2 pseudogenes are annotated in these 619 nt (G+C 30.4%); both read right to left on the reverse strand.

Annotated elements, in window-relative coordinates:
* Positions 1 to 83 (reverse strand): annotated as a pseudogene (locus tag GQX97_RS15205) (phosphoserine phosphatase SerB); the annotation flags it as partial.
* Positions 84 to 95: 12 nt separating this feature from the next.
* A pseudogene (locus GQX97_RS13900) lies at positions 96 to 619 on the reverse strand (phosphoglycerate dehydrogenase); the annotation flags it as partial.

Raw genomic sequence — 619 nt, forward strand, 5'->3', positions numbered from 1 at the left:
GCAAAATTGGTCTCTCTTGCAATAATGTCTAGAGTCTCACCGTCCATCAAAGTGGAGTCAAAATCAAAAACTGCTAATTTCATTTATATTTATCCTTATAGTGTATATCCTGAAGTAAGTTTAATATACTTTGGTTGATGAACTCCATCTATTTGTGATATTTTATCTATCATGTCGCTTTCTATTATTCTGTCAACGTTTATAGCCATTATAGACATATTGCTTCCTTTTATGTTTTCTGATACATTCATAGAACCAATATTTATTCCGTCGCTTGATAATGTAGTTGCTACTTTTGCTATCATAGCAGGCTGGTTTATATGCGGTACTATTAATATATGAGGCTGAGGTTTTATTATAACATCATAATCATTTAGCTTAACTATTCTTGCGATATTTTTAGCTATTAAAGATACAGATACATTATTAACTTCTTTGTCTGTAGTTAGTTTTACTTTTAATATGCCTGTAAATGTAGAAGGAGTTTCAGATTTTATTGTTTTTACTTCTATTCCTCTTTGCTTTGCAAGATAAGGAGCATTAACATAGTTTACATCTTGAAGCATTGAAGATAATGCACCTTTTAATACTGCTACTTCAAGAGGCTGAATATCTAAAT

Source organism: Brachyspira sp. SAP_772 (genome assembly GCF_009755885.1).
Taxonomy (GTDB): domain Bacteria; phylum Spirochaetota; class Brachyspiria; order Brachyspirales; family Brachyspiraceae; genus Brachyspira.